This is a genomic window from Bacillus sp. P4_D3, assembly GCF_056401855.1.
The window spans coordinates 1-6,475 of sequence record NZ_JBFUIN010000172.1; the positions used below are offsets into that span (position 1 = coordinate 1).

General features: G+C 33.1%; 10 protein-coding genes. 8 read left to right on the forward strand and 2 right to left on the reverse strand.

Annotated elements, in window-relative coordinates:
* The 4 genes from AC1DTM_RS16045 to AC1DTM_RS16060 all read left to right on the forward strand — a co-directional run.
* Nucleotides 1-366: aminotransferase class I/II-fold pyridoxal phosphate-dependent enzyme (locus AC1DTM_RS16045; protein WP_477000471.1), on the forward strand; the 366-nt coding region annotated here is incomplete at its 5' end.
* 39 nt (nucleotides 367-405) lie between these two features.
* Complete coding sequence (locus AC1DTM_RS16050; protein WP_033710841.1) at nucleotides 406-762, forward strand: CidA/LrgA family holin-like protein; 357 nt, start codon at nucleotides 406-408, stop codon at nucleotides 760-762.
* Nucleotides 763-785: 23 nt separating this feature from the next.
* Nucleotides 786-1,457, forward strand: coding sequence for an LrgB family protein (locus tag AC1DTM_RS16055; RefSeq protein ID WP_016105939.1), 672 nt, complete (start codon nucleotides 786-788; stop codon nucleotides 1,455-1,457).
* Nucleotides 1,458-1,522: 65 nt separating this feature from the next.
* Nucleotides 1,523-1,948: a YfmQ family protein gene (locus AC1DTM_RS16060; RefSeq protein WP_002111310.1), complete on the forward strand. Its 426-nt coding sequence runs from the start codon at nucleotides 1,523-1,525 to the stop codon at nucleotides 1,946-1,948.
* 22 nt (nucleotides 1,949-1,970) lie between these two features.
* Here AC1DTM_RS16060 and AC1DTM_RS16065 read toward each other — a convergent pair whose 3' ends face one another.
* Both AC1DTM_RS16065 and AC1DTM_RS16070 read right to left on the reverse strand, forming a co-directional pair.
* On the reverse strand, nucleotides 1,971-2,372 hold the full coding sequence (locus AC1DTM_RS16065) for a CBO0543 family protein (protein WP_078172960.1): 402 nt from the start codon (nucleotides 2,370-2,372) through the stop codon (nucleotides 1,971-1,973).
* Nucleotides 2,347-3,534, reverse strand: a complete 1,188-nt coding sequence (locus AC1DTM_RS16070; RefSeq protein WP_016105937.1) for a DUF2515 domain-containing protein — start codon at nucleotides 3,532-3,534, stop codon at nucleotides 2,347-2,349. Before AC1DTM_RS16070 ends, AC1DTM_RS16065 begins: the two co-directional genes overlap by 26 nt.
* Before the next feature lie 312 nt (nucleotides 3,535-3,846).
* Between AC1DTM_RS16070 and AC1DTM_RS16075 the strand changes: the two genes are divergently transcribed.
* From AC1DTM_RS16075 to AC1DTM_RS16090, 4 genes are all read left to right on the forward strand, one after another.
* Nucleotides 3,847-4,833 (forward strand): UDP-N-acetylglucosamine 4,6-dehydratase family protein, encoded by a 987-nt coding sequence (locus AC1DTM_RS16075; RefSeq protein ID WP_367959902.1) that lies wholly within the window; start codon nucleotides 3,847-3,849, stop codon nucleotides 4,831-4,833.
* Complete coding sequence (locus tag AC1DTM_RS16080) at nucleotides 4,830-5,741, forward strand: SDR family oxidoreductase (protein WP_016105935.1); 912 nt, start codon at nucleotides 4,830-4,832, stop codon at nucleotides 5,739-5,741. Before AC1DTM_RS16075 ends, AC1DTM_RS16080 begins: the two co-directional genes overlap by 4 nt.
* Nucleotides 5,738-6,076 carry a DUF6572 domain-containing protein gene (locus AC1DTM_RS16085; protein ID WP_016105934.1) on the forward strand — a complete coding sequence of 113 codons (339 nt, stop codon included), beginning with the start codon at nucleotides 5,738-5,740 and terminating at the stop codon, nucleotides 6,074-6,076. The genes AC1DTM_RS16080 and AC1DTM_RS16085 overlap by 4 nt, the downstream gene beginning before the upstream one ends.
* Before the next feature lie 21 nt (nucleotides 6,077-6,097).
* The coding region (locus tag AC1DTM_RS16090; RefSeq protein WP_477000472.1) for a glycosyltransferase at nucleotides 6,098-6,475 on the forward strand (378 nt) is incomplete at its 3' end.

Below are 6,475 nucleotides of genomic sequence, written 5' to 3' on the forward strand. Positions count from 1 at the left end.
GTATTTACACAGTGGGTAGCGAACCAATTTTTAGAATCTGAGGATTTTCATACGCATATTACTATGCTTCGTGGACAACTGAAGCAAAGAAGAGATGAGTTAATTAGAAAGCTTGAAGAAATATTAGGGGACCAGGTTGAATTTTTTGTTCCAGAGGGCGGAATACATTTATGGTGTAAAGTGCAAGGAACGTTTGATGAATACCATTTACTAGGTGAATCTATACGCAATGGTGTAGCATTTGTCCCAGGAAGCGTCCTAGGTTCGAAAAGTGAATATATACGATTTACTTTTGGCAGAGCGAATGTCGAACAAATTCAGCTTGGAATTACAAGATTTGCAGAGACATTAAACGAGATTCAATAATAAATTGTGGGGATTTGGTATTGAAATGGGGAGTAGCAATTGAAGTTTTTGAAGCTTTTACTTCAAGTAGGAGTGCTATATATGTTTAGTTTGGTTGGTGTATGGATTCAGGAAGTATTTCATCTATCTATGCCAGGAAGTTTAATAGGAATGTTAATTCTTTTTCTGCTTCTTTCTACTCGCATTTTGCCATTAAAATGGTTTGAGATAGGTGCAGAAAAGCTAATAGTATTTTTACCTTTATTTTTAATTCCTTCAACGACGGGGCTAATGGAATACGGTTCATTTCTTTTAAGTAAGGGTAGTATTATGTTCTTTCTAGTTGTTGTAAGTACTTTAGTAACATTGATTATTTCAGGTTATGTAAGTCAATTATTAATAACATCTAAAAAATAAAATTGATAAGGTGCGCTATTCAAATGGTCTTAATTTTTATTACTGTAGTGATTTATTTATTGGCGATAAAGCTATATAAAAAATTTACGTTTCCATTTACTTTACCGGTGTTAACAGTTACGGCAATTATGATTTGCATATTCCTTATTTTCGGGATCTCTCATCAAGATTATAAGGAAAATGGGGGAGATATTCTTTCCAGTTTCTTGAGCCCTGCGATTGTAGCTTTAGCAATACCACTATTTAAGGAACGAAAAATACTTATGAAAAACTTCTTATCGATACTTGTTGGGGTAGTAATCGGTATAGTGGCTTTAATAAGTTTGAATGTAGTGATTGGGGAAATGTTGAATATAGATAAGGAACTTATATTAACAACTATCCCGCAATTAGCGACGATGCCTATTGCAATTTCATTAGCCGAACAAATTGGGGGTATTCCATCTATGACTGCTAGTTTTGTAGTTGTTGCGGGAATAACAGGTGCTATCATGGGACCGACAGTACTTAAACTTTTCCGTATAACAAGTACAATTGGAAAAGGAGTTGGGATGGGCTGCGCATCACATATCATTGGGGTGAGTCGTCTAGTGAAAGAGGGAGAGAAAGAAGCAACTATCGGTTCGGTAACGATGATTGTAACAGGGATACTTATTAGTATATTAGTACCTTATGGAATGAAATTTTTATTTTGAAAATTAATGAATCGTAATAAGGAGCATAACACTACTCATTTTAGAGTGTAATGGAGATGATTAAAATGACAACATGGTTTATAGTTACATTATTTATTTTTGGTGCTCTTAAAGTACTAGTTTCTAGTATGCCAACTTCTGTCGTAGAATCAATTATTAGTAGATTTGAGTTACATCAAAAACTTGAGGAGGAGAATACCTCCATATCGATAGATGGAAAAAATATAGAGGGAGAAATGAAACTACAAGTTATTAACGAATTTAATGAGGCCTTATTTTTGGATAAACATTATTTCCCACCTCAAGGAGAAGGAACACCAATAGTCATTGATACGAAAAAAGGGAATAAAGAGATTAGATTTTCTCTATATAGCTACGAGGAACATGTTGATGTAATAAAGCAATATAAGAAGAAAGTCGTTGCCTATCGTTTACGCTCTAAGAGTCTGCAAACACCTACATCATTAGCCATAACTGAAGAGTATGCTTAAGAAGAGACCTATAACGGTCTCTTTATTTTGGTAGCCAACGATATACTTTCCAAATAAAAGCAAGAAAAATCATATACCCAAACAAAGAATAAGTATGATGCCAATGCCCATTATGTACAAATAAACCTAGCCTCTCAGCAACTTGCTCAAAAATGCTAGCGCAAACGCCTATTGAAATAATAAATAGAGTTCTAGAAACTGTAGATAATGTTTTTGAAATTTGTATAAAAGAGGCTGATAAAATCGGTAGTACGAGTAATGTGAAAGCTATGTTAACTGAAAATGTGGATGAGAAGGGTCTAACTGGAAAAGAATATATTTGTTTATTAACAAAGAAAGCATCTAAACAAGTTCCAATAATAGCAGAGAGAAAAACTGTAATTATTAAAGCTAGAAAGTCATTCTTCCTCTCGGAGGAGGACATTTTTCTTTGCGAGAATTGCAAGTTCAATTTTTTCGAGTGTTTTGCAGTAGTCTTCTGAAATTTGTCCACTTATACTTTCCTCCTTATCAACTAAGTAATTTACAACTTGCCAATCAGTAAACCAATCTTTACTTTTATCTTCTTCATGTTTCATATCGCGCCATGCATAGATGAGTGCAGGGCTGTATATACGATATGCACCACTACGCAACTGGCATTTCTTTATTCGGCGTTTATAAAACTCACGGGAAAAAGATTCATTTACACTTGAAAATAAATGAGGCCAGTAATCTTTCCTTGAGCCTGTGTGTGGATGATGCTCGGCCCAACTTATTATTTGAGATAAAATATGTGTATCCCGAAATAATAGTGAATACAACCTTTTTCCAATTAAGATTCGTTCATGCAAGGACGTAAAATGTTTCATTGTATCACCAAATAGTAATACTTTTTGTTTCTTATCATTTTCGTAGAATGGGAAAAGGATATGATTAAACTGAAAGAAATCAAAGAGTTTAAATCCAATACTATTTAGTACAGTCTTTTGAAAGTGTACATTTTGAATAACCCTTTTTTCTAAGTAGTTTTGTTCATTAATAATAGTTGCGATCGCCAATGTTTTTTTGTTACCTGTTTTCCAAAAATCGTTCCACATCGTTTCCATAAATGTAGAAACATTTAGGTGAGGAAGAAGATGAAATAGTTTTTGTGATTTTTTAACACTTTGTTCATATAGCAAAAATTGAGGATATACATCTTGAAAAATGAGCCAATTTCCTCTTTCTAAAAAAGAAAAAAATGTAATTTGATCCTTCTCTGATAAAATCCTCGTATATAAGTCTCCCTTTAAATCAGTCATATTCCAACCACCGTTACGTGATACCATATGTCCAAGTAGTGCCCAATGTATTTCGGGATATTGAATGTAAAATTGATAGTATGCACGTGTTCTTGTGACGTTATTTTTATTTAGTTGTTTTGTCTGTACTTTTATTTTGTCGATGATGAGTTGCTCTTCTTTCGTTAATGTATACATGGTGCCAGAATGAATGAGTTTGCTTTTTTGTTTTAACTCATTTTTTACATCGAATAGGGAGAGAGGAAGTGCTTTGGAAGGATCGTTATATATATTATTTGAGTTGTTTGAATTGCTTCGGTACATTCCATTACCTCCCTTTTTTCATGAATGTAAACATGGCATTGGCTATGCACCATTCTATTTATTTTATTACGAGTATAAGAAATAAATGAACGGTGTTTTTCTACAAGTAATATAGTTATCATACAAACAGTATGAAAAAATCTTACTGTTAAGAAGTGAAATAAAAAACAGAAACTATGTTTAATAGTTTCTGTTTTTTTATTTTGTCAATTAAATGTAACAAACGACGATTATGATTTGAATCAATTGAAAATAATTCAATCGTGTTAATAAATACAATTTTTAATGAAATGTCCGGTAGGAGGAAAAGGAATGCTTAATAAAATAATTTTAATTACTGGTGGTACAGGTTCGTGGGGGCATGAACTTATAAAACAACTATTAGAACAATCACCGAAAGAAATTAGAGTTTTTTCAAGAAATGAAACAGTTCAGTTTGAAATGCAGCAACAGTTTATAAATGAAGATAGATTGAAATTTATTATTGGAGATATTCGTGATAAAGACCAACTCGTATATGCTTGCCAAGGTGTACATTATGTATTCCATCTTGCAGCTTTAAAACATGTTCCAGTATGTGAGTATTATCCTTATGAAGCTATAAAAACAAATATACATGGTACGCAAAATGTAATTGAAGCATCAATCCAGAAGCAAGTTGAGAAAGTTATATATGTTTCAACTGATAAAGCGGCCGACCCATCAAATACGTATGGGATGACAAAAGCAATTGGTGAAAAGTTAATGGTTCATGCGAATGTGCAAACGAAGAAAACAAAATTCATTTGTGTTCGTGGTGGAAATGTTTTAGGGACGAGTGGAAGTGTGGTACCGCTCTTTAAAAAGCAAATTAAAAAGTCTTCACAGGTAGGGATTACTGATGAAAATATGACTAGATTTTTCTTAACAATTGAAGATGCTGTTGGATTGTTATTTAAAGCAGCATCTGAAGGAAGAGGAGGGGAAATCTTTGTTATGAAAATGCCAGCATGTAAAATAACGGATTTAGCAAAAGTATTGATTGAAGATTCGAAAAAAGAAAACGTGAAGATAAAAGAGGTAGGGATAAGACCTGGTGAAAAATTAAGTGAAATGCTTTTATCTGAGGTAGAGAGTAAAACAAGTATTAGTTTTGATCAAAATTATTTTGTGGTACTACCGACTATTCCTATAGAAGGACTTCAAGAATATTATGCTAGTTATCCGCTTGTGGATGTGAAGAGTTTTAGTTCTCAACAAGACTTACTTGCAAAACATGAGGTGAAACAAATGTTAGAAAAAGGAGGATTTTTACTATGAAAAAAAATGTGAGCCTTTTAATAACTGGTGCAAATGGCTTCACAGGGCGCCATGCTTGCCAATATTTTTTAGACAAGGGCTTTCATGTAATTCCTATGTTTCAAAATCGTTCACATAGAGAAAAATGCAGGAATGGAATTACTTGTAATTTAACTAATAAGGGCGAAGTAATGAAGGTAATTAAACAAATAAAGCCAGACTATGTATTGCATTTAGCAGGAAGAAATTCGGTCATAGAGTCTTGGACAGCTGCTCTTGAATACATGGAGATTAATGTGATAGGGACGTTATATTTATTAGAAGCAATTAAGCAAGAAGCACCCCATTGTAGAACATTAGTTATAGGATCTGCATTGCAAGCAGATAGTATGAACAACATAAAATTTTCAAATCCATATAGTTTAAGTAAAACTATGCAAGTAATCGTCGCAGAGGCTTGGGGTGGGTTAATGGATTCAAATATTATCATTGCAAAGCCCTCGAACTTAATTGGTCCAGGAGTATCGAATGGTATTTGTTCTATTCTGGCAAAAAAAATGATAGATATAGAGTCGGGTAAAAGTGAACCAATTATTGAAGTAAACAGTTTGAAAGATAGTAGGGACTTTCTAGATGTACGTGATGTAGTTAAAGCGTATCATGTGTTATTACGTGATGGTATAAATGGAAAAGAATATAATATTGGATCAGGAGTAAAACGATCTTTATTAGATGTACTAGAACAATATAAAGGATTAACACAGCTGAACTTTACTATAAAAGAAACAGATAATTTTGAGAGTGACTCAAATAAAAGTTTAGTGTTAGAGGATATAAAAAAGTTAGGTTGGGTCCCGAAAATCCAATTTCATCAATCATTGAAAGATGTACTTGAGTATGCGAAGCACAGTGAAATCTGCATTCAATGAAAAATAAAAAAGGGTGTAAGAAGTATATGAATAGTTATGAAGCAATAGATAATCAAAGTACGCTATTTCTTTCGATTGTTGATACGCTGGATTGGAAAGATGAAGAAGCGCATGTGTTGCACCTCCATGAGGCAATAAATCAATATCGAGCGTATGTGGAAGAAAAAAAGATTGATCGAATAAAGCCAGCACTAGAGACTAGAACTAGGCATGTGATTCAAGTTTTTGCTCAGTATGAGTGTAGTGAGTATGGAAATGATTTTTATGAACTCATCAAAGATCTCTTACAAGATATAGGACTTGAGTTAAAGATTAATATAAAGCTAGATTTTTAATGATAAAGGTGGATATAAGTTATGAATAAAAAGATTCTCTTTACTGGGGGCGGTACAGCCGGACACGTAATGATTAATATGGTATTGATTCCTAAATTTATGGAAAAAGGATGGGGAGTTGAGTATATTGGATCTCAAAATGGAATTGAAAAATTATTAGTTCAAAATGTTAAGTATAATAGTATTTCAACAGGGAAGCTTAGGAGATATTGGGATTGGGAGAACTTTAAAGATCCTTTTAAAATTATAAACGGTTGTTTACAAAGTTATAAATTAATTAAGAAAATGAAGCCTGACGTTATCTTTTCGGCAGGAGGATTTGTTTCAGTTCCTGTAGTTATAGGGGCATGGTTAAATCATGTACCTATCGTAATACGTGAGCCAGATAGTACGTTAGGG